The sequence below is a fragment of the Armatimonadota bacterium genome, from assembly GCA_028871815.1.
Lineage (GTDB): Bacteria > Armatimonadota > Chthonomonadetes > Chthonomonadales > Chthonomonadaceae > REEB205.
This window is the reverse complement of the sequence record JAGWMJ010000001.1, coordinates 36,243-60,625: the sequence shown is the minus strand read 5'-3', so window position 1 is coordinate 60,625 and position 24,383 is coordinate 36,243. Positions and strand designations below refer to the sequence as shown.

General features: G+C 63.9%; 19 protein-coding genes. 11 read left to right on the top strand and 8 right to left on the bottom strand.

Translation table 11 applies throughout. From position 1 onward, the window contains the following. Positions 1-47: 47 nt before the first annotated feature. The 7 genes from KGJ62_00270 to KGJ62_00240 all read left to right on the top strand — a co-directional run bounded on the left by KGJ62_00270 (position 48) and on the right by KGJ62_00240 (position 9,221). The gene (locus tag KGJ62_00270) at positions 48-1,235 is read left to right on the top strand and encodes a hypothetical protein (GenBank protein ID MDE2125009.1); all 1,188 of its coding nucleotides are present in this window, start codon (positions 48-50) and stop codon (positions 1,233-1,235) included. Positions 1,236-1,440: 205 nt separating this feature from the next. After that, positions 1,441-2,331: a hypothetical protein gene (locus tag KGJ62_00265; protein ID MDE2125008.1), complete on the top strand. Its 891-nt coding sequence runs from the start codon at positions 1,441-1,443 to the stop codon at positions 2,329-2,331. Then, positions 2,328-3,509, top strand: a complete 1,182-nt coding sequence (locus KGJ62_00260) for a hypothetical protein (GenBank protein ID MDE2125007.1) — start codon at positions 2,328-2,330, stop codon at positions 3,507-3,509. Before KGJ62_00265 ends, KGJ62_00260 begins: the two co-directional genes overlap by 4 nt. A gap of 116 nt (positions 3,510-3,625) precedes the next feature. Further along, positions 3,626-4,378, top strand: coding sequence for an electron transfer flavoprotein subunit beta/FixA family protein (locus tag KGJ62_00255; GenBank protein MDE2125006.1), 753 nt, complete (start codon positions 3,626-3,628; stop codon positions 4,376-4,378). 26 nt (positions 4,379-4,404) lie between these two features. Continuing rightward, complete coding sequence (locus KGJ62_00250; GenBank protein MDE2125005.1) at positions 4,405-5,373, top strand: FAD-binding protein; 969 nt, start codon at positions 4,405-4,407, stop codon at positions 5,371-5,373. Positions 5,374-5,391: 18 nt separating this feature from the next. Further along, positions 5,392-7,416 (top strand): 4Fe-4S dicluster domain-containing protein, encoded by a 2,025-nt coding sequence (locus KGJ62_00245; protein MDE2125004.1) that lies wholly within the window; start codon positions 5,392-5,394, stop codon positions 7,414-7,416. Positions 7,417-7,607: 191 nt separating this feature from the next. Further along, the gene (locus KGJ62_00240) at positions 7,608-9,221 is read left to right on the top strand and encodes an NAD(P)/FAD-dependent oxidoreductase (GenBank protein MDE2125003.1); all 1,614 of its coding nucleotides are present in this window, start codon (positions 7,608-7,610) and stop codon (positions 9,219-9,221) included. Positions 9,222-9,355: 134 nt separating this feature from the next. Here the strand turns inward: KGJ62_00240 and KGJ62_00235 are convergent, their stop codons facing one another. From KGJ62_00235 to KGJ62_00225, 3 genes are all read right to left on the bottom strand, one after another. After that, complete coding sequence (locus KGJ62_00235; protein MDE2125002.1) at positions 9,356-9,943, bottom strand: hypothetical protein; 588 nt, start codon at positions 9,941-9,943, stop codon at positions 9,356-9,358. Between the two features lie 158 nt (positions 9,944-10,101). Further along, positions 10,102-10,689, bottom strand: coding sequence for a hypothetical protein (locus tag KGJ62_00230; GenBank protein ID MDE2125001.1), 588 nt, complete (start codon positions 10,687-10,689; stop codon positions 10,102-10,104). An 86-nt stretch (positions 10,690-10,775) separates the two neighbouring features. After that, positions 10,776-11,786, bottom strand: a complete 1,011-nt coding sequence (locus KGJ62_00225) for a hypothetical protein (protein MDE2125000.1) — start codon at positions 11,784-11,786, stop codon at positions 10,776-10,778. Positions 11,787-11,825: 39 nt separating this feature from the next. Between KGJ62_00225 and KGJ62_00220 the strand changes: the two genes are divergently transcribed. Next, complete coding sequence (locus tag KGJ62_00220) at positions 11,826-12,443, top strand: superoxide dismutase (GenBank protein MDE2124999.1); 618 nt, start codon at positions 11,826-11,828, stop codon at positions 12,441-12,443. A 269-nt stretch (positions 12,444-12,712) separates the two neighbouring features. After that, positions 12,713-14,134 (top strand): hypothetical protein, encoded by a 1,422-nt coding sequence (locus tag KGJ62_00215; protein MDE2124998.1) that lies wholly within the window; start codon positions 12,713-12,715, stop codon positions 14,132-14,134. A 135-nt stretch (positions 14,135-14,269) separates the two neighbouring features. Here the strand turns inward: KGJ62_00215 and KGJ62_00210 are convergent, their stop codons facing one another. Then, a complete protein-coding gene (locus KGJ62_00210; GenBank protein MDE2124997.1) occupies positions 14,270-15,268 on the bottom strand; it encodes a sugar kinase in 999 nt (332 codons plus the stop codon). Continuing rightward, positions 15,265-15,729 carry a thioredoxin-dependent thiol peroxidase gene (bcp, locus tag KGJ62_00205; protein MDE2124996.1) on the bottom strand — a complete coding sequence of 155 codons (465 nt, stop codon included), beginning with the start codon at positions 15,727-15,729 and terminating at the stop codon, positions 15,265-15,267. Before bcp ends, KGJ62_00210 begins: the two co-directional genes overlap by 4 nt. Positions 15,730-15,814: 85 nt before the next feature. Between bcp and trmFO the strand changes: the two genes are divergently transcribed. Both trmFO and KGJ62_00195 read left to right on the top strand, forming a co-directional pair. Next, positions 15,815-17,188: a methylenetetrahydrofolate--tRNA-(uracil(54)-C(5))-methyltransferase (FADH(2)-oxidizing) TrmFO gene (gene trmFO, locus KGJ62_00200; GenBank protein MDE2124995.1), complete on the top strand. Its 1,374-nt coding sequence runs from the start codon at positions 15,815-15,817 to the stop codon at positions 17,186-17,188. A gap of 127 nt (positions 17,189-17,315) precedes the next feature. After that, positions 17,316-17,807 carry an Hsp20/alpha crystallin family protein gene (locus KGJ62_00195; GenBank protein MDE2124994.1) on the top strand — a complete coding sequence of 164 codons (492 nt, stop codon included), beginning with the start codon at positions 17,316-17,318 and terminating at the stop codon, positions 17,805-17,807. A gap of 87 nt (positions 17,808-17,894) precedes the next feature. On the opposite strand, the gene KGJ62_00190 is transcribed toward KGJ62_00195, so the two are convergent. The 3 genes from KGJ62_00190 to KGJ62_00180 form a co-directional block, all read right to left on the bottom strand. Continuing rightward, entirely contained in the window at positions 17,895-19,445 is a 1,551-nt protein-coding gene (locus KGJ62_00190; GenBank protein MDE2124993.1) for a hypothetical protein, read from the bottom strand. Between the two features lie 54 nt (positions 19,446-19,499). Further along, positions 19,500-20,723: a beta-propeller fold lactonase family protein gene (locus KGJ62_00185; protein ID MDE2124992.1), complete on the bottom strand. Its 1,224-nt coding sequence runs from the start codon at positions 20,721-20,723 to the stop codon at positions 19,500-19,502. A 284-nt stretch (positions 20,724-21,007) separates the two neighbouring features. After that, positions 21,008-24,205: a hypothetical protein gene (locus tag KGJ62_00180; GenBank protein MDE2124991.1), complete on the bottom strand. Its 3,198-nt coding sequence runs from the start codon at positions 24,203-24,205 to the stop codon at positions 21,008-21,010. Positions 24,206-24,383 lie beyond the last annotated feature (178 nt).

The window sequence follows — 24,383 nt, the reverse complement described above, 5'->3', positions numbered from 1 at the left end:
GCTGCCCCAGGCCGCCGGCGCAGTATAATCGATACAGTGGCTGTGGTTTGGCAGCTACGCTGCGTAACGCCGGCAAGACGCAGTCGGTGCAGCGCTCGAATTGGGTACCAACCGTTTCGGTCAAGCGCATGTTCAGCTTCAAGATGGCGGGTGAAAGGGCCCAGCAGCGCGACTTTGGCGCCGCGGCGATCGCGGCTGCAGAGTTCACTCAAGGCGAAACCGCTGCCGGGGCGTGTGCGCGTCTCGCCGCTTTGGTCCCCCGTATTGGCGATCGGAGGTCGCTGCGCCCACTGGCAGTCGACGCCGCTGAAAACGGGGTGTGCCGGCTACCGGACATCTCTCCGCTCATCCGTGCGCTGGTGAACGCGCGGCGCGGCGCCGATGTGGAGGCTGCGGCGCTGCTGTGTCGCATGTTGGATACCGCGCCGTCCGAGCGGGAGCGACTGGCATCCGCGATCTCCAGTTCGCTCAAGGCGGAGATGGTTGAGTGGCGCGTCCGCGCCGGCGTGCGGGCCTGGGTTCGAACGTTGGCCGTCGCCTTCCCTGTAGTCGCGAGCTGGCAACTTGTCGCCGGGCCTGTCAGCCTCAATGATGGCATCCTTTTGGCAGTACTTCGCATACTTGGGGTTGCTGCGGTTGTTGCCCTCGCGACTACCATAGTGGCTTTTCCGTTGTGGCCGCTGTTCCTGGGAATTTCGGCCAGGATGGACGCGCCCCGGAGGCGGAGGGTTGGGTACCGCGTGAGGGCTCTGACGAACCTTGGCGCGCCCGCAGCCAGCTGCGTATGCGCCCGGCTGATTCCGTCAGCGATGCTGCGCCCCGTAGCCGTAGGCGGCGTCGCTGCATCTTTGGCTCTGTTGACCGAGGATGTCGCCACATCGGTGACCGCCGAGGACCTTTTCGCGCTGCTTCGCGTGGTGCACATCTTGCCTCGCCGATATGCTGCCGAACTGGTGCAGGCAGTGGGCCGGGTTGGTAGCAGCCAGGTAGTGCCCACCTTGCGCAAACTCAGTTCACGTTGGCCGGATGGCACTCCAGTGCGTGATGACATCACCCGCGTTTGCCGCAGAGCCATTCAGGAGATCGAACGCCGCGCGGCGCCGTTGGAAGCCAGACGCACGCTGCTGCGTGCCGCTACACCGGGCCCGCCAGCCGAATCGCTTCTGCGCGCCGCATTGGAGGATACTTCTGCCGTCGCGGAGCAGATGCTGCGTCCATCGGAGAACGGCACGTGAGCGGCATTTCGATCAAACTGAATTGCCTCGAACGGCGCGCAAGCCACCGCTCTGCGAAACCGGCTGCCGGCCCCGTTCGTCCCGCTGATCAGACGAACGGCTTACAAATGATGCTGCATCACGGCAATATGCACACTGAATCTCAGGCAGTTCGCGCCACGTCCCGGCGAGATTGCGCGTCGAGAGGCAATACGGCGACGTGAACGTGGATTGCAACTCTGCGCTGCAGCCGCTCTTGCGGGGATTCAGCAGCAATCGCGTGCGGCGTCGCGCCGTGCTGTGGCTGCGTGACGCGGACCTGGATGTCGAGGCGCGTGATGCGGTGCGAGTGCGCCTGATTCGCGCTCTGTCGATAGAGTTGACCGCACCGCATTCGCGCGCAGCGTTGCGCGCCTTTGCGCGATTCGGTCTCGCTGTGCTTGCTTGTGTACTGGTAGGGAGTTTGATCGCAACTGGCCACTCCGGCAGCTTCACATCGGCGCAGCTCCGCCGGACTCTGTGGGAGATTCCCGGCATCTCCGGCGGTGTGCTGCTCGTGGCCTTTCCGATCTGGCCGGCGGCGCTCTGGGCATCATATCGCCTGGATGGCCGCCGGCGTGTTCGTGCCCGAAGCCTCGTGCAGGCTCTCGGTGTGCTGCACGACCCGCGGAGCGCCGGCGCCCTTGCCAGGGCGTTTCGCGTGGTGGGTCTACGCGATTCGGCTGGCGAGGCGCTTCGCCGGACGCTGCCGCTCATTGGAGCCGCGGAAGTTGGTTGCTATGCATGGCAGGAGCAGGAGGCGATGGCCCGAGCTGTTCGCCGGGCTGACCCCGAGCTTGCCGCCATGCTGCTCAATGCGCTCGCCGAAGTCGGCAGCGCCGATGCGCTTATGGTGCTGCGCCAGCTTGCCGATTCGGCGCGCGCCTGTCTGGACCCGGCCGTGCTGACGCAGTTGAAGGCTGCCGCGGCTGCGATCGAAGTGCGCCTGCTGGAGGGAGCGCAGCAGCAGAGTTTGCTGCGGTCGTCCGACAGTGCGGCGCCGGATAGAGAGACGCTGGCGCGCGTGTTGGGAGCGGCGAGAGTTGAGCCTGGCATCGACGCGAAGGTAAGCCGATGAACATGCGTCTTCGCAAGCTCCGCGTCGACCCGCCCCCAACCATTCAGACGCAAGCGCCGCCTCCGTTGCCTGTGGCAAGGCACGGCTCGGAGCCGGTGCCGATTGAGTTACCCAGGTTTGTGAGATGGCTGCGCAGACGCAGCCGGCTGAGGCGCATCGCCGAAGCGGTAGTGACGGGAAGGCAGCTCGCGCCCGGGGAGACGGTCACGGTTGGCCGGACGCTCCTCAGCAAGTGCGCCAATCGCTGGCAGCAGAAGACAGCCGTATGGATCTGTGCCACCGGCACTATCGATGCCGCCGACGCCGCAGAGCTCGGCCAGCAGCTATCTGGTTCGATCAAAAAGCAGCGCCGCTGGGTGGTCCCGCGGACCGTTGGCCGGGCGTGGTCACGGGCGACCAACTTCGCGGCGTTGGTGGCAATCGTTGTTCAGTTGACGACAAAAACCCTGTTGGCGCCGGGTGTGCTCGTTGGCGACCGCAATGTCGTTACCCTGGTTCACATGTTTGGAGCCGTGCCGAAATCCTTGAGCGCGTGGCCGCCATGGCTCGTATGGCTTGGGCTGACGCTGACCGTGTGGCTGTTTGATTTCCTCGCTGCCGCAGTCCTGGTACCGCTCATCTACCCGCTATGGCCGCTCTGGTACGGCATCTCGCACACGGTTGACTTCAGGCTGCGGATCAGGACACGGAACCAGATTACCGCTCTGTCGCATCTGCGACTGCCGGCGACAGCGCCCCAGCTTGCCGCCATGGCCGCAATAAGAAGCTATCGTGGCGCCGCCATTCCGGGCCTCGCCCGCGTTGTGCCACTGCTGGGTGATGAGTACTATGGCCGCCTCACGGGCAGTGAAGTGGGCATGATGTGCAAGGTGCTGTACTACACGCAGGGAGCGGAGCGCACTGCGCTGTTGAGGGCGATCCAGGCCGTCGGCGATTCTTCCGCCCTGGATGCATTGAGAGTCTATGTGCGCCATAAGGATGTCGTAAACTCGCCGGAACTGCTGCGGCAATGCTATGAGACTATTGAGACGATTGGAGCGAGAATGGAGCGCCAGACCGCGCCCGGCATGCTCCTGCGTCCGGCCGATATCGCCGGGTCGGGAATGCTGCTCCGGGCATCGGATCGGCTCACGGACGACCAGGGTTCGCTGCTGCAGGCGTCGACGGGACCCGAGTAGCGCGTCCTCGGCAGGCGCGGCGATAGGAAAGGTACCCGCCGCCGGGTATTCTCGATGGTGGCGCCGCCTGCGGCCGGCGGTTGCCTTTGCACCCATTGAGTATTTTGGAGTTTCCGATGAAGATTCTTGTTCTGGTAAAGCGCGTACCGGATCCCTACGGAAGAATCCGCCTGACCGACGCCGGTATCATTGATGAATCGGAGATCAGGTGGGTGATAAATCCCTTCGACGAAATCGCCCTGGAGGAGGCGGTTCGGCTGCGTGAGTCGGGCCTCGATTGTGAGATCGTTGCGGTCGCGTTGGGCTCGGCTGAGTGGGCAGACCAGCTCCGCGCTGCGCTGGCGATGGGCGCAGATAGAGCGATTCTCGCGACATGGCAAGGGCCGGATGACTCGCGCAGCGTCAGCCGGCGTCTTGCGGAAATCTGTCGCCAGGAAGCGCCGGACCTCATCCTTGCGGGCAAGCAGGCTATTGATGACGATGCGAACCAGGTGGGCCAGCGCGTGGCCGCGCTGCTTGGCCTGCCGCAAGCAACCTGCGCATCGGCAATCACGATATCGAGCGACGGCGCCTACGCCGTGGTGGTCCGCGAGGTCGATGAAGGACGCGAGACGCTGGAGGTGAAGCTGCCGGCGGTTATCACAACCGACTTGCGATTGAACGAGCCGCGATACGTGGCGCTGCCCGCGATTGTGAAGGCGCGAAGCCGGCCACTGCAGACGCTGGATGCCGATCCGTCGGAGGCCTCATCGCCGGCCGGTTTCAGGATTGTCAAGCAGGCGCCGCCGCCGGCTCGCAAAGCCGGGCGTAAGGTTGCCGGTGTGGACGAACTGGTTGCCGCGCTGCGCGACGAGGCGCGCGTGATATAGCCGCCTCCAGGTAGAAAGCGAAAACGATGCCGCACCTGCTTGTGCTAGCCGAAACCGATGGGCGCAGCGTGGCGCCTAACACCGGCGCCGCGGTCGCGTTCGCCCAGCAGTGGGCGCGCGCGAGCTCCGGCACGTTCGACCTGCTGATATGCGGAGGCGCCGCCGTAGTCGCGGCGGCGGAGAATTGGCAGGAATTTGGCGCTCGCACCGTGGCTGTGGCAGCCGACGCGGCCCTGGCACAGCCTGTAGCGGATCGCCTTGGCGAGGTGGTGCGGACGCATTGGCGCCGAGCCGGCAATTGCAGCATTGCCGCGGCGTCGAGCACCTCCGGTAGAGACGTTCTCGCACGGATCGCGGGCCTCTGTGACCTGCCGATGCTCTCCGACGTGATTGCTGTGGAGGCGGCCGGCGGCACGCTTCGGGCTCAGCGGCCGATGTACGCCGGTAGCGTGCTTGCAACCGTGGAGCTTCTGGAGCCGGATTGCGTCTTCAGCGTACGGTCCACGGCGTACGGTGCGCCGGAGCGCAGCGACTCGGTATCGCCGGTGGAGAGCGTGCCGATCGACCCCTCTGCGCTGCCATCCGGTACGCGCTGGGTAGGCCTGGATGCTCCCGAGCTGAAGCGGCCGGAGCTGACCACCGCCCGCGTTGTGGTCTCCGGTGGCCGGCCGTTGAAGGATGCCGAGACCTTTGAGCGGGTGCTCGGCGCGCTGGCCGACCGGTTGGGTGGCGCGCTGGGTGCAACCCGCGCCGCCGTCGATAGCGGCATAGCGCCAAACGATTACCAGGTGGGGCAAACGGGCAAGGTGGTTGCCCCGGAACTCTACATCGCAGCTGGGATCTCCGGCAGCGTTCAGCACCTTGCCGGCATGAAGGAATCTCGCGTTATCGTCGCCATAAACACCGACCCGGACGCGCCGATTTTTCAGGCGGCCGACTACGGCCTGGTGATGGACCTGTTTCAGGCGGTACCGGAGCTCACCGCCAGGCTTTAGCGCCGGCGCGCAACCCTGATGTCACCATCAGCTTCCCAGGCTACCCGCACCATTTTCTTCCACATTGGTGTTGGCCAGCAGATTCTCTTCTATCTGCTGGCGGCAATCTCCACGGCCATCTGCGTGTGGGGCGTGGTGCGCCGGCTGGCGTGCTGGCGGGCCGGCAGACCGATGGATCGCCCGCGCGTGACCAGCATCCGGCTGCGCGAACTGTTTGCGCAGGTGGTGGCGCAGCGGCGCGTACGGCGGCGCACCTATGCCGGCAGGATGCACGTGCTTCTCTTTGCGGGCTTCTGCCTGTTGTTCACGGGTACCTGCATTGTTGCCGTGGAGCACTACGGGGCGCTCATTTTCGGTCCTCACTGGCTCTACCGAGGCTGGTTCTATCTCGGATGCAAAGCCGTCCTCGATCTTGCCGGCCTCGGGCTGTTTCTTGGCGCTCTCATGGCGCTGGGCCGAAGGCTGTTCGCAAGGCCGAAAGCGCTGGGGCATACCGCTAGCGACAACGCACTCCTCGGCCTTATCTGCCTGGTTGCCGTAACCGGATGGCTTCTGGAAGGAGCGGGCATCGCTGCGGATCCTCGTCGACAGATATGGGAGGCCTGGTCGCCGATCGGACGCCTCTTTGCCTTGCTGTGCCATGGGATCGGACCGGCCGGTTACACGGCGATCTGGTGGGTACACATTCCGCTGGTTCTCACGCTGATCGCACTGCTTCCCTGGGGCCGCTGGCTCCATCTGTTCACGATACCGGCATCGATTCTGCTGCAGCCGGAGCGGTCAATGGGCGCATTGAGGCCGGAATCGATGGCAGATGTCGAAGCCAGCGGCCGCATCGGCCTTGGCGCACTGTCCGATCTCGATCAGTGGCAGCTGCTCAGCTTGGACGCCTGCATGGAGTGCGGCCGGTGTACCGACGCCTGCCCGGCGAATGCCGCTGGTAAATCGCTCAACCCGAAGCAGATCGTGCTCGACTTACGGGCGTTAAGTCAATCCGGAATGCCGCCAGCCAGTGGCGACGCCGGGCCCTCGACCGATGTCATCACCGACGAAGCGCTCTGGGCGTGCACCAACTGCCATGCCTGCGTCCGCGAATGCCCCGCGCTGATCCGGCATGTGGATATCATCGATGGCATTCGGCGGTACCGTGTGGCAGAGGGGCGGCTGAAGGGTCCGGCAGCCGTGATGCTGCGCCAGCTAACCAGCCGCGAGAATCCGTGGGGGCTGCCGGCAGCTCAGAGGCTGGATTGGGCAAAAGATCTCGACGTGGCGCCGGCGGCTGAGGAGGACGGCCGCGAGGTCCTGCTCTGGGTGGGCTGCGCCGGCGCTTTTGAGCCGAAGGCGCAGGCAACAACGCGGGCCATTGCGCAACTGCTGAACCGTGCCGGCGTGAAGTTTACGGTGCTCGGGGCGCGCGAGCGGTGCACGGGCGACCCGGCGCGGCGAACCGGCGATGAGTTCCTGTTTCAGCAGCTGGCCGAGGCGAATGTCTCCACGCTGGAGGCGATCAAGGCGAAGATCATCGTGACGCAGTGTCCGCACTGCTTCCACACCATCAAAAACGAGTATCCTCAGTTCGGTGGTACGTATCGGGTGATGCATCACACACAGTTTCTACAGCAGTTGGTAGCCGACGGACGGCTGAAGACCTGGGCGTCAAATGGTGGTTCGGTAACCTACCACGATCCATGCTTTCTGGGCCGCGTGAACCGCGAAACGGAGGCGCCTAGGGCGCTGCTGCGGCAGGCGGGAACCGAACTCCACGAGCCGCCGCGCCACGGCAGCAAGACGTTCTGCTGCGGCGCCGGTGGAGGCCGGATGTGGATGGAAGACGCGCCCAGCGAGCGGCCGGGCATGGTGCGAGCCGTAGAACTGACAGCAACCGGCGCGGCCACGGTAGCCGTGGCATGCCCCTTTTGCAGGGTGATGGTCGGCGACAGCGTGGCTGCGGTCGGGGGTGACAAAGCGCCCAGAGTGGCGGACATTGCCGAACTGCTGCTGGAGGCCTCCGCCGAGCGCGCGGCCGAGCCGGAGCGAACGTAGCGCGAGCCGTTCCACCGAGCGCGCCAATTCGGATCTGGGCGCCGGGAAACGCCCTCCACGTGCAGCGACGAATGCTGCGTGACTGCCACAGTCGTTTCCGGTCGTCCGGAAAGCGCCGCGCAGCTCAGGCTCCTATGGCGTTCGGTACCGTCGGGGCAAAAACCAGCGCTCGCAGGAGGTGTACAGATCAGATGTCTGGCCCAAGCGTGTGGGACTCGATCATCATCGGAGCGGGCCACAACGGCCTCGTAGCGGCGGCGTATCTCGCCCGTGCCGGACTGCGCGTACTGGTGCTGGAGCGGAGGGATATCGTGGGCGGCGCCTGCGTTACGGAAGAGCCGTGGCCAGGTTACAAGGTCTCCACGGCGGCATACCTGGTGAGCCTGCTGCGCCCGGAGATCGTGCGAGACCTCGCCCTGGAGGAGGCCGGACTGGGACTGGTGCGCCGGGATCCGGCCGGTTTCGCTCCCTTCCTGGACGGCAGTCACCTCACCGTCTACCCCGATGAAAACCGGATGAGAGCCGAACTGAAACGGTTCTGCGCCTCCACGCCGGCCGACTGCGAGGCTTACTTCCAGTTCGAGCGGGATGTGCAGCGCGCGGCGGCGGTGGTTGACGCCACTTCATTGAGCGCGCCACCGACGCCGGCTGGCATGTTGCGCGCGTTTGAGGCAGCAGGCTGTGGCGAGCTGTACGCCGAGTTTGTGGAAGGCAGCGTGCGCGATCTGATGGATGGGCGGTTTGAGAGCGACCGTCTGAAAGCCGTGCTGGCGACCGACGGCCTGATTGGCACGGATGGCGGCCCATCTACTTCCGGAACCGCATACGTGCTGCTGCACCACTATCTCGGGATGGCCGCCGGCTCACGGGGAGAGTGGGCCTATGTGCGCGGTGGCATGGGGACGATCACACGTCTGTTGGCTCAGCGGGCGCACGAGGCCGGCGCCGAAATCCTGACCGGCTGCGATGTGGCCCGGTGTGAGCCGAAGCCGGTCGCCACCGGCAAAAGCGGCTGGGCGGTGCGCCTTGCCGATGGGCGCGCATTTACCGGCGAGACTGTGCTGTCGGGCGTGGACCCATTCAATACGTTTGTCAATCTCGTTTCCCCGCGGTTTGACACAGGCCGTACCCGTGAGACATACGCCATTGAGGCATACGGCAGGCAGACCGGCGCCTCCGCGAAGATCAATCTGGCCGTCTCCGAGCTGCCGCGCTTCACCTGCCTGGGTGACGCGGGCCACGGGGACACGGCGGGACCGGAGCACGTCGGCACGGTCCATCTATGCGAAGGGATGGATGCGCTGGAGGCTGCATGGGCCGACGCCGCGGCCGGCCGTCCATCGCACACTCCCATGATTGAGATGTATATCCAGACCTCCGTCGATCCTTCACTGGCCCCGGCCGGCCGCCACATCCTCTCGCTGTTCGTGCAGTACTACCCGTATTCGAAGCCGGCGAGCGAGCCGGATCCGGATCCCGATGCCTTTACGGACCGGGTGATTGAGATCGTTGGCCGGTATGCACCGAATGTGCCGGGAAGCATCCTCCATCGCCAGGTGCTGACGCCGTGGCGGCTGGAACAGCAGTTCGGACTGGGCGGCGGGCACATATTCCACGGTGACCTGCTGCCGCCTCATCTGTGGAGCGGCCGTCCGGGATACGGTTGCGATGGTCCACGTACCGGGTTCGATGGCCTCTACCTGTGCGGCTCCGGTGCCCACCCGGGCGGCTGTGTGTCCGGCGCGCCGGGCTATAACGCCGCGCGCGCTGCGCTGCAGGATTTGGGGCTCGCGCCGGGAGTGTAATACTCCGGTCGAACCGATGGCCGGCGACGCAAACCAGGGGTACAGCCCATTGGCCCAAGCGTACCAGACCAATCCGACAAACCAGACTGGTCTGGTGCGCACCGCAGAATGACCAATTCCGATCCGAGGTTGCCTTACGGCGTTACGTGTATTGTGATCGGATTGGCGTACAGCGTGGTCTGCAGCGCCGCCGCGGGCGGGTGCAGGCCGGGGTCAATCGCTGTGGCAACCGACCACGCGCTGAGCGTGTAGGTGCCGGGCGCCGGCGCGGTGGCGTCGTTCTCAAACCCATGGAGCGCGCCCTGGATTATCAGGAACGAATGAATGTCCGGTCCCGAAGGACCACCAGACCCTCCGCCGGCGACCTCGCCGATTCCCGGCGGAGTCGGTGGCACCAACGTCTGCCCGCCCCGAGTGTCTGTCAACAACCACCGTACCGGCTGGTAATCGTTCCCGTTCGCGAACGCAACGGAAACAGTGCCGCCGACGGCTTGCGACTGGGCAAGGTAGTAGACGAACCGCAGATGCATCACCTGGCCGGTCCGGTACGTGGCATGATCGGCCTCCTGAAGGAACGTCACGCCGAACACCGACCTCGGCGTCGATTCCACCATCATATTCTGCGCGGTCGTGCCCGCGCCCGAGCGTCCGCCGTTCCCGCCGCATCCCGAGCCGAGCAGGATGGCTGCAAAGAGAGCAGCCGCAAAGTACGTACTCTTCATAGCTCTATTTCCTTTTGGGGGATGAATGGGGGTTTGTCAGTATCCGAAATGGATGGGGGAGGGGTCAAGCCCATTGGCCCAAGCGTACCAGACCAATCCGACAAACCAGATTGGTCTGGTACGCACCGCAGAATGATCAATTCCGATCCGAGGTTGCCTTAAGGCAGTACGCGAATGGTGATCGGATTGGCGTACAGCGTGGTCTGCAGCGCCGCCGCGGGCGGGTCCAGCCCCGGCGCACCCGTCGAGGTTGCGGTCGACCACGCGCTGAGCGTGTAGGTGCCGGGCGCCGGCGCCGTGGCGTCGTTTTCGAACCCATAGATCGCACCCGCAATTATCACGAACGAATTAGCGTCCGCCGGAGAATAACCGGGTGGCCCGCCGCCTCCCTCGCCGAGTTGCGGCGGCGTCGGTGGCACCAACGTCTGCCCGCCCTTCGCGTTTGTCAACAGCCACCGTACCGGTTGGTAATCGTACCCGTACTCGAATTGAAGCGCCGCACTGGCGGTGACGGCTTGCGACTGGGCAAGGTAGTAGAAGAACCGCAGATGCATCACCTGGCCGGTCCGGTACGTGGCATGATCGGCCTCCTGAAGGAACGTCACACCGGATACCGACCTGGGCGTCGATTCCACCATCGTATTCTGCGCCGTCGGGACCGCGCCCGAACCTCCGCCGTTCCCGCCGCATCCCGAGCCAAGCAGGATGGCTGCAAAGAGAGCAGCCGCAAAGTACGTACTCTTCATAGCTCTATTTCCTTTTGGGGGATGAATGGGGGCGTGTCAGTACCCGAAATGGAACGGATAGATGATGGCAGGTTTGCGTCCACCTCTCATCGCTCCAGCACTGCAGCCTGTTTTAGCCACAGGTCGCCGGTCTCCTGCAGGCTGCTCAGCGTGGCCAGGACGTCGCTGTGGCGCCACTCCGGAGCCAATCGCTGGGCGCAGATGACGCGGATATCGGGCGTGCCGGCGCGCGCCAGGTAGATCATCTCGCGCCGCTGCAGCGGGGTAAGCTCGGTATCGTGCGGCTGCAGCAGCGCGCTTTGGGCCAGTGCCGGCAGCCTCAAATCTCGTATCACCCCTTCACGCAAGAAGGCCAGCCCGGCGGCGATTTCGGCCTGCGATTGCGCGCTGCCCAGGCGCTGAGCCGCGCTCCGCAGGAGCTGCGCCGGCCGGTCTCGGCGGTGTCCGGCGGCAGCGAGCAGAAACGCTGCGGCGCCGGATCCTATCCGGCTCCGGTCTGGGCGGGCGCACAGGAACGCCAGCCACCGAAGCAGCGCCAGCCGCACCGCATTACGCCGAACCCCGCGATGGCGGCTACGCACAAACCAGGCAAAATGTGTGAAACTCCGGCGCAGGTTGGCGCCGGCGAGGTTGACTGGCGCATCGCACGGCGCGGTAACGCACTGCCAGGCTGCCTCGGAGCCGTGAGAGAGTACAAGAGCTTCGCCGGTCAGGAGCCCGCACCGAACGAGGTTCCGACCGTTCCGTATCTCCGGATCTTCGTCCAGCGGATCGCCGCTGCCGGTGCGCTCCGACTCGAAGCGCAGCAGCGTGATGCTGCGTCCGCGCTGCCTCAACCGGTGAAGAGCGGTTTCGAGCCTTGCAGTGCGGCACGGCATCTCCTCAAACCGAACCTCGGCTCCAAGGGCGGCGAGGCCAGGCGCCAGCAGTCGGAGAATATCGGTGGCGTGCAGAGGATAGCCGGGCCGCAGCAGGCATCGCCCGGTGAAACCCCATCTCCACACGCCGGTCTCCTGGCGCCCGATAAGGGATTGTGCCGCCTGGTCAAGGCTCCAGCCGGCGGGTGCGGTAGAATCTGGCTGGCATTCGTACATCATGATGGACGACACCATTTCGATTTGTAGAGGAGAACCGCCATGCCGGAGTTTACCCTGCCCCCGCTGCCGTACGATTACGCGGCGCTGGAGCCAACCATTGATACGCTGACGATGCAGATCCATCACGATAAGCATCATGCCGCCTATGTGAACAACCTCAACGCAGCGCTCAAGGATCAGCCAGACCTTCAGAGTCAAACGGTGGAAGCATTGATCTCCGACCTCGGCGCTCTGCCGGAAAGCATCCGCACCGCTGTCCGCAACAACGGTGGCGGCCATGCCAACCATACGCTGTTCTGGGAATTCATGACTCCCGGCGGCGCCACGGCGCCGCACGGGGCGCTTGCCGCTGCCGTGAGCGCAGCCTTTGGCGATCTGGAAAGCCTGAAGAAACAGGTGAACGAAGCCGGCGCGAAGCGGTTCGGAAGCGGCTGGGCCTGGGTGGTGACGGATGGTCGCGGCGAGCTCTCGGTAATCAGCACGGCCAATCAGGATAACCCCCTTATGGAGGGAAAAAAGGCCGTGCTTGGAGTGGATGTCTGGGAGCATGCCTACTACCTGAAGTACCAGAACCGCCGACCGGACTACCTTGCCGCCTGGTGGAACGTGGTGAATTGGGACGTCGTCGGCAGGCGCTACGACACGCTCCGAGGCTGACGACTGCAATTCGGCAGGTGCCAGGGCGGAGCCTTGTTTGTGTCCCGGACGTGGATGAGGGATGAAATCCCGGGCCACGGTTTCGTACTCCGGCAGTTGACCGTGGGCCGCGGCGAGCGCTGCCTTGCGGCAAGATGCGACGGACAACAGCCGTCAGGTTCGCGTCAGCGGCGTCGAACCAGCGCCGTGGCGGACGAGTCGACCCACGAACCAATCCTGGGTCGCGCGGCCGTTCGCAGCAATCCGTCTTGATCAAAGGGGGCGTATTCATGAGGTTGCGGCATCTTCTGCCTCTTGCGCTGTTGCTGGTATCGGCCGGATCGGCGCGCGCCGGCAGCTTCCGCAGGCAATGTGACGCCTGGTGGAGTTTCCGTCTCGACGGTAGCTCGCACGGATACGCCCTGGAGCTTGTACCGGGTGGAAAGCCTCAGGTCGCCGCGGACTGGACGAAGCCGGACGCGCCCGGACTCTTTGCCGTTGGCGTGAGCACGTACGATCCCCCCCCACCCAAGGGCGACCGGCGGGCGCGATGGTTTGGCCCGCTCGGCAACATCTATAACCGGCCGCAGCGCGAGATATCGCTGCACTGGAATGGCCGTGAGATTGCCAACCGCGTTTGCAGCGCCGCACTGGTCACTCCACGGCCCCAGAGCGCCCACCTGCGGATTGAGTTTCGCGCAGGTGGCGCCTATGTGAGCGTTGTAATCGGCGGCGCCGACGCGGTGTACAACCGATACTTCGTGCCGGAACTTACCCCGTATGCCTGGCAAGCGGCCTTTCACAACCTTACTCCATCGCACGTCCGAACCCGGTTGTCCGGCGGCTCTTTCCGGATGCGGCCGCCGATACGCGTGCAGGCGATCGACCGCGCGTTCCTCAATCCGCAGGTCACTTCTGCGTCGAATACCGTCACCTTTCCGCCGGCCGTTGGCATCGGTCGGGTGATCTGCACGCTGAGGCTGGATCCCGGCCCCAAAGGGTTTGACGCCTGGGATCGGATTGGGCAGATTATGGTGAGCGGCGACGACGGAAAGCCCATCGAGATCTATCGCTACATCACGCCGTACGGCACGCCATGGCAGTGGAAAATGGACATGACGGACTACCTGCCGATACTCACCGGCAAACGCACCGTGACCGTGGATAGCGGTACCTACAGTCAGGGATGGGATGTGAGTGTGCGATTTGACTTCTTCACCGGCAGACGCAAGCTCGTTCCCTATCGCGTGGTGAGCCTTTGGAGCGGCAGCTTTCCCGCGGGCGATTGGGAAAAGCCGATGGACGCCTACTTGCCGCCCGTTCGTGTACCAACCGATGCCTTCACCGCTGCCGCAAAGTTGCGACTTTCGCAGACGGGCCACGGACAGAACGAGGATAACCTCGGTGAGTTTGCGCCTCTCTGGCGCGAGGTTATCTGCAACGGACGGAGATGGCGGAATACGCTGTGGACCACCGACAACTACCTGAACCCGGACCGACCGCAAATGGGAACGTGGAAGTTTGACCGTGCCGGTTGGGGGCCCGGCACGGTGGATCCTCCGTGGTCCATCGACCTGACGCCGGTGCTGGAGCCCGGCAACGCCCTATTGCTTGCTTACCACCTGCAGCCTTACCGAAAGAAGACCTTAACCTCACAGCCGGCGAACGAGGTGCTGAGCGCCCAGGTGATTCTGTACCGGCGCGGGGGTTAGCTCCGCTCGGTGGCCACTTCCGGTCTGGAATGCAGCCCGGTAGGAACGGGGTGCGACGGGTGTGGTTCGTCTGGGCACCGCTCTGTCCCACGGTCGTGTCAAAAAAGCCGCGCCGACCTCCTGTGCGGATCGCCGTTACCTTGCAATCCGCCCATCGCCGCCGGCCATGACGCGCTCAATCGCCGTCAGTGGTGCGATCAGCATGTCGCCCGGCGCTCCGTGCTTCATCGCGGCCATGGCGACGCCGTAAGCAAGGCCAACCTGCACGCTGCCCTCCAGCCAGCCGTGCAGCAGCCCGGCACAGAAGGCGTCGCCGGCGCCGACCGGGTCTACAATCTCGCGCAGCTGGTAGCCGCAGACGCTGAACGTTTCGTCGCCCGTCGCGGCCACCGCGCCATCCGAACCGCAGGTAATCACAGCCGCTTCGGTACAGAACCGTTCTCGCATGGCGACGGCAACTGCCTCGGCGCGCCCGCTCAAGCCGAAAACCTCCTGCGCGTCGCTGCGCGTGCAGATCAGCAGGTTTGCTTTCGTTAACAGCGGCGTCAGCGCCTTACGACAATCGGCTGCGCTCCAGAGTCGTGCCCGGTAGTTGACATCGATCGAAACCGCCATCCCTGCCGCCCGCGCCGTTGAAACCGCCGCTTGTACGGCATCCTTGCACGATGGGCTGAGGGCCGGGGTGATACCACTCACATGAAGCAGCTTCGCACCGGTGGCGCGTTCCCGCGTGATGTCGGCTGCAGAGATGGCGCTGGCGGCTGAGTGCGCCCTGTCGTAGGTTACTTCCACATGCCACGGCGGTGCGCCAAAGCTGACAAAATAGAGTCCGGCGCGCGCATCGCTCCCGGCATCCCATATCACGTGCGAAGTGTTGACTCCCCAGCGGCGCACTTCCGACTCGATGCGAACGCCAATCGGACTGGCCGGTAGGCGCGACCACCACGCCACGCTGTGTCCCAGCCCGGCAAGCGCCACCGCCATGTTCGACTCCGAACCGCCCACGCGCACCTCCAGGGTGGCAGCCTGCTCCAGTCGCTCACTTCCGAGCGGCGCCAGGCGCAGCATCGTCTCGCCGAACGTGATCACCTCAACGCGGGGCCTGGCGCCGGCCGCGGCCCTGGGCATTGTCACGCCACCTCGTTCACAGCGGCCAGCACCGCCTCGGCGTGGCCCGTCACGCTCACCTTCGGAAATATCCTGGCGATCGTGCCGTCGGCAGCGATGACAAAAGTCGTGCGTTCAACACCCATATACGTTCGGCCGTACATCCGCTTTTCCGCCCACACGCCGTACAGCTCGGAGACCGTATGGTCGGCATCGGCCAGAAGTCGAAACCGAAGCGAGAACTTCTCCGCAAACTTCTTCTGCGCTTTCACCGTGTCGGGGCTTACTCCGACGATGAGGGCGTTCGATGCGTCAAACCGTGGCATCGATTCGCCAAAACTGCAGGCCTCGGTCGTACAGCCCGGCGTATCGGCTTTGGGATAGAAGTAGAGTACCAGGACCTTGCCGCGCGCATCCGCCAACGAAAACGGCCTGCCGTCCTGATCGCTCAGACTGAATTCGGGCGCCGGATCACCGGGTTGGAGCATCATGCCCTCCTTGTTGCCCCGGCCTCCGGGGCCGGCAGCGCAAAGGTATCATACCGCCGCAGGGCAGCGGGGAGCATCACGGGATATGCAGCGACCTCAAGTTTCGATTATCGGCGGCGGATTCGCCGGGGTGGAAGGCGCATGGGCCGCAGCACAACGCGGTTGCCGTGTGACGCTCTACGAGATGCGACCGGAGCGGTTCACGGCCGCTCACAGGACGAGTGAATTGGCGGAACTCGTCTGTTCCAACTCGTTCAAGTCCGAGCTGATGACCAATGCCAGTGGCGTGCTGAAAGAGGAGATGCGTCGTCTGGGTTCCCTCATTCTGCCGCTGGCGGATTGTCACCGCGTCGCGGCCGGCGAAGCTCTGGCCGTGGATCGCGAGCCGTTCAGCCGGGCAGTAACGGCAAACATCGAGTCGCATCCTCACATATCGGTCGTGCGCCGGGAGATCACAGAACTGCCACCGGAACGCCCTTTGGTGGTTGCCACCGGCCCGCTCACCTCCCCGCCGCTGGCGCAGGCGCTTCGCGCCGTTACGGGTGAGGATGCCCTGGCGTTTTATGATGCCGTTGCTCCGACACTGCTTGCCGAGTCGCTCGATATGAGCCGCATCTTCCGCGCATCCAGAAGTCCGCGGAACGGACAGCCGGTCGCCGACGAGGGCGACTATCTCAATTGTCCACTCAACAGGGAGGAGTTTGTGGAGTTTTGGACTGCGCTGAAGGATGCGGAAACGGCTCCTCTCCACGATTTTGAGGCCGAGGCTGGGAGTACACCGTTCTTTGAGATGTGCGTTCCGGTTGAGGAACTGGCGCGCCGCGGCCCGCGCACGCTCTGCTTCGGCCCAATGAAGCCGATCGGCCTGAGCGATCCGACCACAGGCCGGCGTCCGTGGGCAGTATGCCAGCTGCGGCAGGAGAACCGCGAAGGCACGCTGTGGGGAATGGTTGGCTTTCAGACGCGGCTCAGGTGGGGCGAGCAGAAGCGCGTATTTCGGATGATCCCGGGTCTGGAGAGCGCCGAGTTTATCCGGTACGGCGTTATGCACCGCAACACGTATGTGAATGCGCCGCGCGTCCTCGGAACCGGCGGCGAGGTGATTGGTCAGGCCGGCCTGTTCCTGGCCGGGCAGATTACCGGCGTCGAAGGGTACCTGGAGTCGGCGGCAATTGGCCTTCTGGCCGGCATCAATGCAGCACGACGGGTACGGGGCTTTCCGGCATGCATTCCGCCGCGCGAAACCGTCCTTGGTTCGCTTTGTCACTACCTCTCGGCCAGCGACCCGCGGCACTTTGCACCAATGAACAGCAACTGGGGAATTGTTTCGGAGTTGGACGGGACCCCGATCCGAGACAAACGCGAACGGGCCCGGCAAAAGGGTGAGCGCGCTTTGGCCGCACTGGACGCCTGGTCAGCGGCTGACGGCGTGCTTCCCGAAGAGTCGACGCCGGCGTAAACTGCGGTACGCGACGCCAACGCAGCCGTTAACGGGAACTCTGATGTAGATATGCTCCGTATAAGTGAGTGTACTACCATCATGCAAATGAATGGTAGTACCATCATACGCTTTTGGGAGGAAGATCATGTCGATACAGAGTCGAAATGTCGGGACGGTTGCGCGATGGTCGCCATGGAGCGACCTGGATCGAGTGCAGAGTCAGATCGACGAGGCTTTCGGCCGGCTCGTGGGCGCGGGATCGCCGGCGCACGCGACCCTGACCGGTCGCCTGGACGCCGAGCTCTCGCCCGACGTCTACGAGACCGAGGCGGAATTCGTGTTTGCAATTCCCGCTCCCGGGCTCGATGCCGAGACGCTGAGCATTGAAGCGCTGCGCGACTCCATCACGCTGAAAGGCGAGCGCAAACCGCTGGTGACCGTGGAGGGCGGAAAGCTGATACGGCAGAGCATCTGGTCAGCCGCGCCGGGAGCTTTTCACTGGCAGTTCAACCTGCCGGCGGACATCGATCCGGATCGCGTCTCCGCCACGTGGAAGAACGGGGTCCTGGTACTCCACCTTCCGAAGCCGGAGTCTGCCCGCTCCAAGTCGGTCAAGGTCGCTATCGAGTCGGCCTGACGCTCGCGCCGGTCTACCGGTGCAGAAAGGGCCCGCTCCTCGATGAGGGCGGGCCCTTTCCGTATCGCCGGCGGAACGTCCTGTTTCCTACTTCACGGCGAGGCCCACCGTGGAGTTGAAGTGGCCGGCGCCGGTTCCCGCCGTTCCATACTTCACCAGGTTCGTCCCCGTCATGTCGTCCATCCGATAGACCGTATTCGCGGTGGTGAACAGGATGTGCTGCGGTGAGGCGTGGTCGAGAGCGACCGATACCGGCTTTGTTGAGCCGTTTCCGGCCGGCACGGCGAACACCGTCCAGTTCTTGCCGGTGATGTCATCGAACCGTACGATGCGGCTGTTGTTGAAATCCGCAACGTACAGGCGGTGCTGCGAGTCCATCGCCATTCCATGTTCGCCGCCATTGGCGCCGAACCCCTGCAGATCGAATTGCGATGCGCCGGAGCCGGTTGATCCCAGGGTTACAACGCCGGCGCCGGTCATATCACGGAACCGGAACACTTCATTCTTCACGGTGTCCAGAACATAGATCGGGCCACTTGAGGTGGCGCTCCCCACATCCGGCACAATGCAGCTTGGAGCGTTGAAATCGGCGTCCGTGAACTTCACGGGGTTGGCTCCGGTAAAGTCATCGATTCGGTTGATGTAGAAGTTGTCATCGCGGTAGTAGATCCGGCCGGCGCCGTCTATCGCGAGCGTGGAGGCCGCTGACGGAGGATGAAACTCCACCAGGTTGGCTCCCGTCAGGTCATCCACGCGCAGGACGCGATACGGATAGTCGGCGATGATGATACGGCCCTGCAAGTCGAAAATCGCACTCTGCGGGGAGAAGCCCTGCGTTGTGGTTGGACTGTAGACCTGCGGATGGGCTGGCGGAATCGCGTCCAGACCAATCACCTGGCTGTTCATAACATCGCATATCAGTATAGAGGCCGTAGCGGGTGGCGTAGCGGTGATGGTGAGTACAACCGACCCAGACTTACCCGACTCACTCTCAGATGCCGTTACGGCGTGGCTCCCGGCAGTGTTAGCGGTTGCAATTGCCGTGAGGCCGGACGGTGCTAACGTGATCGCGCTGGCGCTGTCTGCTGTCCACTTAACCGTGGCCGGGCTTACCAGAACGACTTCCGGTGGGTTCTCGCCGTCGGTGGCCGTCGCAACCAGCGTGCTCGTTTTACCCACTGCCAACGGATTGATGGAGGCGGTTACGTTGATGTGCTGAATCGTACTGCTCATGGTGAGCGCAGGCGTTGTCGTGGTTTTATTGGCGACAATAGTCGCTGAGAGGGCGCCTGTTGCCTGTGCCACGCCCGATCCGTCTGCGTTCGGATAGCTGGAGGCCGTAACGGTCACGCTGCCGGGTGAAATGCTCGGAAAGGTCACGGTGGTGGTGTTGGTTCCGGTTGCCGGTCGCGGCACTGTTTGGCTCTGAAGTATCTGAGCGCCTGCCGCGACCACTACCGTGATGCTCTGCGAGTCAACCGGTATCAGTCGCGTTCTGTTCGGCCAGTGTATGGTCATCGAAAGCGCGCCGGCCGACCGAGAGCCTGTGGGTGCTGTTGCGCCGCCGTTGCTGCAGCCGGCCACGGCGGTCAGAGCGACGGCGGCCATGGCGGCAATCCACGCTGTTTTGTGTTTCATTGTCTCATCCTGTCTCGTATCAGGTCAGAAGCGAGTGAAAGCCTGTCAGTTTGCCTACTTCACCGGTATCGAGATACCGCCGCTGCCGGGAGGCAGCGACGTCTCTGCGCCGGTGATGGCGAACGCGAGCGCATTCACGCCTTTTCCCGAGAAGGTCGGTGTGCCCGTTGCCGTGGGGGCAGAGAAGTCGTTGTGCAGCGTGTACTGCCAAACGGTTCCGTCACCGCTGTTCGCCACATACAGAAACGGCTTGGCAAGTTCCGTCGCGGTCGGTAATAAGGCGCTCGGTGATGGGCCGGTGGCCACGGCTGTTGCTGCGGCAGCCGGACCGGTATCATCGCCGCTCAAGTGGTACTGCAGAAGCTGACCCTCCTGAGTGAGCGCATAAACGGCACGGTCACCGTGGTGCGAGCCCACGTCGAGGTCGGCTGCCAACGCCACCGGGTGGCCCGGCACGGAACTGCTGGAGCCGGCCCCTGTAATCCTCGATGGCTGGATGCTTGCGGTATTCCACGTTGTTGGAAAGCTCGTGATGGTCTCTGCCGTACTGTTCGCTACCCACAAGCCGCCGGCAAGGTTTGGACCCTGCTCCCACGCGATGGCAGCCGCGCCCTTTCCAACGGGATAGGTCGCGGTCGGATCTTTTGGCGGCGCAGGTGGATCGCCGGTGTAGACGAACTCGCCCAGCGTATCGTTGGTGCTGTTCACCTCGCAGAGCTCCTCCGAAAGGATCGTCGCCGCCACCGGCGCTGGGCCGGTTGCAATCAGTCCGTCACCTGCCAGTTGGCCGTTGCCCTGGATCAGATATCTTGCTATTGTGTTCGAGCTTCTGTCGACCACAGAGACGACGTCCGTGAAGTTCCGCCGCACGAATGACACGGGGTCGGTTCCTGTGGGTATGGTGGCCGGTGACAGCGGCTGTAACAGACCGTTGCGGAACATCTGAAACTCGGAAATCGTGCGATCCCCGGCATTCAGTACATACACCACCCGCATGACGTTATTGGTGTCGGGCACGGCCACATCAACCGGCTGATGGCCGGTGGCCACAGTTGAGAGCCTGGTGAGAGCGCCGGTGCTTTGATCCACCTGGAAAACGGTTATCGTGTCGTCGGACTTGTTGGCTGCCAGAACGAAGTAACTGTCCGGTACTTGAACGCCTTTCTGGCCGCCACTGCCAAAGCAGGCGCCACCGGTGCCGAATACGCCGGCTGCGGCCACCGCCGCCAGGGGCAGCAGCATGCGGCGGCGAATGCAGATCCAATCGTTGAACTTCATTTGATCTCCTTGAGACTGCGCGGAACCAGGCGGTGGATTGCCGGCGTTGGCGCCGCATGTTTCCCGCTGGTTGCTTCGTACATAGCATCGCCGGAGTCGTCGACGGCGCTGCAACGCGGCTCAACTCCGTAACGGGGAAGATGCCGGATGCGCCGTTACAAATTCGTTAAATGGCGCGAACGTTCGATTTCAGGTGAGCGCAACGGTATGCCCGAGCCGGGCATCCGGACGGGTCGGGCGCTACAAAACTCACCCGGAGATAGCGCAATAGTGTCAATCCAGCGTCATAGCTGAAGTGCAGCCGCAAATGCAGCACACGAGGCAAGCGTTCCGTCCGTCGCCGTCGCCGTCGGCGCCGTGTCCAGTCCGGGCTTAGCCGGCCGAAGTTCCTTGAGCTTGCGTTGAATGCCCGCGCCGATTGCAGCAAACAGACGCAGGCGGCGGCATCCGGTACGATTGCGCCACGCCTCAACGATCGCCACCTGCTCGGCTGCGGTTCGCCGGTTTTGGGCGTTCAGTGTCACAAAGCAGAGGATATCAACCGCCTGAACGATCGCCAGACCATTCTCCGGTGTTTGAAATCGCGCCACGGCCCGCTTCGTTTCGGAAACAACTGCCGCTCGCTCCGTATTCGATATGGCTGTAAGAGCGAGCAGCGCTAACGTCTCCGTGACTTCGGTCTCGCCCTCCACGTCGCGCAGCAACTCCAGGCTTTGACGCGCGTAATCGGCAGCGTCGTTTCGTTCGCCCCGCAGCCAGGCGATAGCGCCGAGGCTGCCGAGCGACAGGCCAAAGCCGTGTTGGTCGCCGAGGTCCCGGTAAATCAACATGGCCTCGGATAGGGCCGACTCCGCCTCTTCCAGTCTGTTCAATTCAATATCGGCCTGCGCACACCCTTTCAGAGCGTTGGCTACCTCAATGGTCAAGCCGGCGGAGCGCGCCAACGCGAGGCACGACACGAATCGCCGATGGGCGGCTTGGTAGTCGCCTTGCAGTAGATCTACCGTTGCAAGGTTTAGCAGACTCTTGCAACGCCCGATGTCGTCCTCGCTCGTAACCTGCAGTGCTTCGGCTTCCGTCAGCAGTTCCCGGGTCCGCACCAGATCGTACTGCGTGATAGATACTATTGCAAGGTTATGGAGCGAGTTCGCCGCCTGCATCGGCGTACCGTACCGTTGGCGGAGAGCCAGAGCCTCCTCGTGACACTGCATTCCAAATGAGTCGTCGCCGGCACTCACGGCTACGATGCCCAGCATCGTCAGGGCCTCGGACTCCTCGGTTCGCAGCCGCAACTGGCGGCTCATCTGCAATGCGCCGGCGGCATCTTCGCGCGCGGCTGAGTGCTCGCCGCTTACCCACGCGTACGCGGCGGCGCCGATCAGAGCACGCGTTCGATGTTCGGATGGCGCCCGGCTACCGAGCTCCAGAGCGCGCGTGATCCATCCACGCATGTCATCCGTCCGTACTCGCTTGAACCATGGGCGCCACAACCAGCCCGTAAGCTCCAGCGCCAGGTCGGCCAGGTGCGTTTGCGGTTCCGCGTCGAGGCAGGTCCTGATGGCCACCTGCAGGTTTCGCACCTCGGGCTCCAGCCACCGCATCCATTGCAACTGCTCCCTGCCTGTCGCCGCTGTAGAGGCGCGACCGGCCAATTCTGCGTAATACGCGGCGTACCGTCGCGTCAGCGCCAGCCGTTCCTCCACGGAGCACAACGCTGCGGCGAATTCACGCAGTGTCTCGAGCATCGTTGCCCGCATTTCACCGTCGGCCTCCACCGTCGTAATCAATGATCGGGATCGAAGCTCCTCCAGCACCCTCCAGGCATCCGCTGCCGGAAGACCGCAGACTGCTGCCAGGGCATCGGTGGTGAAACCGCTCTGGAAGACACTGAGGGCGCGAAGCACGCTCTGTAAAGACGCCGGCAGCAGGCTGTAGCTCCAGTCGACAGTCTCCCAGAGGCTCCGGTGCCGAGAGTCCAGGTCGCGACGTCGGCTTACCAGCAACTCAAACCGTCGCTCCAGCTTCAGCAGCATCTGTGCCGGTGTAAGAACCTGTATCCAACCGGCGGCGAGCTCGATAGCGAGCGGAATACCTTCCAGTCGATTGCAAAGCGACCCCACGGCCCGAGCGTTGCGCGGAGTCACCTGGAAATCGGCACGAATCGCCTGCGCCCGGTCCACAAACAGCTGCACGCTGGAAAACTCCACAAGTCGCTCGGCAGTGGTTGGAAGGTGGGGCGCCGGAAGCGGTGCAACCGTAAAACCAACCTCACCATCTATGCCAAGCAGGTGGCGTGACGTCGCGAGTACCTTCAGCCCGATCGAACTGGCTATCAACCGGTGGACGAACTCGGCGCCGTCCGCCAGCTGCTCCATGTTGTCGAGGATCAACAGCGTGGCTCGGCCGGAAATCTTCTCAGCGACGGAAGCAATCGGGTCGATGCCATCCTGCATGCGATCGAGTGCTGTGGCGATGGCGGTCGCCGCCGCCGTGCCGTTGCTGGCCTCGGCCAGAGACACAAACCAGGCGGGTCCGCCTCCGGCCGCATGCCATCGTGATGCCGCCTCAATCGCCAATCGTGTTTTGCCCGCGCCGCCTGTTCCGGTCAACGTGATCAGTCGTTGGGGCGCCGTTGGCGAAAGCATCCGCTGCAGCTCCTCGAGCTCGTCGGCGCGGTCGAAGAAGCGCGTCAACAGGAAAGGCAGATGCAGTTCGCCCAGGTTCGGATCGACCGGCGACGGCGCGGCGTTTGTGCGCACCGGCTCGACGGGCGCGTGTGCAGCCGCTGCCGGTGCGTCCATGGGTAGGTCGGGCAGCGACGACCGCAGTCGCTTCAGTTCCGCCGATTCCGGTAAGCCCAGTTCAGCGCTAATTCGCCGGGCAAACGTATCACAGTGCTCGGCAGCGCGCGCTTGATGTCCGGAAGCGGCGTAGATCCGGATCAAGCGCAGCTGCGGACCCTCCTCCAGCGGGTCTACTGCGGCAGCGGCATGCGCATACTCCAAAGCCGAGGTCAACTTGCCACTCTCTTCCGCAAGATCCAGTAACTCCTGAAGCACGCCGCAGTAAGCGTCTTGAAGTTGAGCGCGCTCCGTGAGCACCCAGTCGTAATAGAAACCCAACAGGAACGGGCCCGAATAGAGAGATGCGGCGGCCTGCAGCGCCGGATACAGGTCCGGCGCGCGCGCTGAACGAGCAGTACGAACGGCGGAACGAAACTCCTGCAGGTCGGTCCCTGTGGAGGCGGCGTTCAGAGAGATCCAATCGTAACTGCTTGCAAGCACCGAGCCGGCCGCAACGCCGGGTGGTTCAAGCTGGCGCCGCAGTGAAGCCAGCGCTACACGCAGGCTCAGGCGCCCACTCTCTGGGCTGCGCTCGGGCCAGAACATCTCCGCCAGCAGTTCGCGGGAGTGCTGCTTGCCGATGTGAAGCGCCAGGTAGCCCAGCAGCGCCGCAGTCTTCTCGGTGCGAAAACGCGACAATAACGTTGAGCCGTACCTGGCCTGGAGCGGCCCTAGGAGTTGAATGCTCCAACTACTTGGTAACATGCGCAATCATTCGGCATCATCCGGGTCGATGAGATGCTGCCGCAGGCGTGGCACAGTCACGCGGGTCGGCGCGACGGCATAGCACGCATAATCCACCTAGGATACCACAGGA